A 262-nucleotide genomic window follows, 5' to 3' on the forward strand; every position below is an offset into this window, starting at 1 on the left:
GGATCCGGGCCAGGGCTTTCTCGACCGCATGATCGCCTTGGTCGAGGGCGCGGAGCGGCAGAAGACGCCGAACGAGATCGCGCTCACCCTGCTGCTCGTCGGCCTCACGATCATCTTCCTGATCGCGGTCGGCACCATCCCGGGCTTCGCCAGCTATGCGGGCGGGAGCATTCCCGTGGCGATCCTGTCGGCCCTGCTGATCACCCTGATCCCGACCACGATCGCCGCCCTGCTGTCGGCGATCGGCATCGCGGGCATGGAC

General features: G+C 67.9%; 1 pseudogene. It reads left to right on the forward strand.

Annotated elements, in window-relative coordinates:
- Positions 1-262 (forward strand): annotated as a pseudogene (locus QD228_RS17065) (potassium-transporting ATPase subunit B); the annotation flags it as partial.

It is taken from the genome of Cobetia sp. 3AK, assembly GCF_029846335.1.
Taxonomy (GTDB): domain Bacteria; phylum Pseudomonadota; class Gammaproteobacteria; order Pseudomonadales; family Halomonadaceae; genus Cobetia; species Cobetia marina.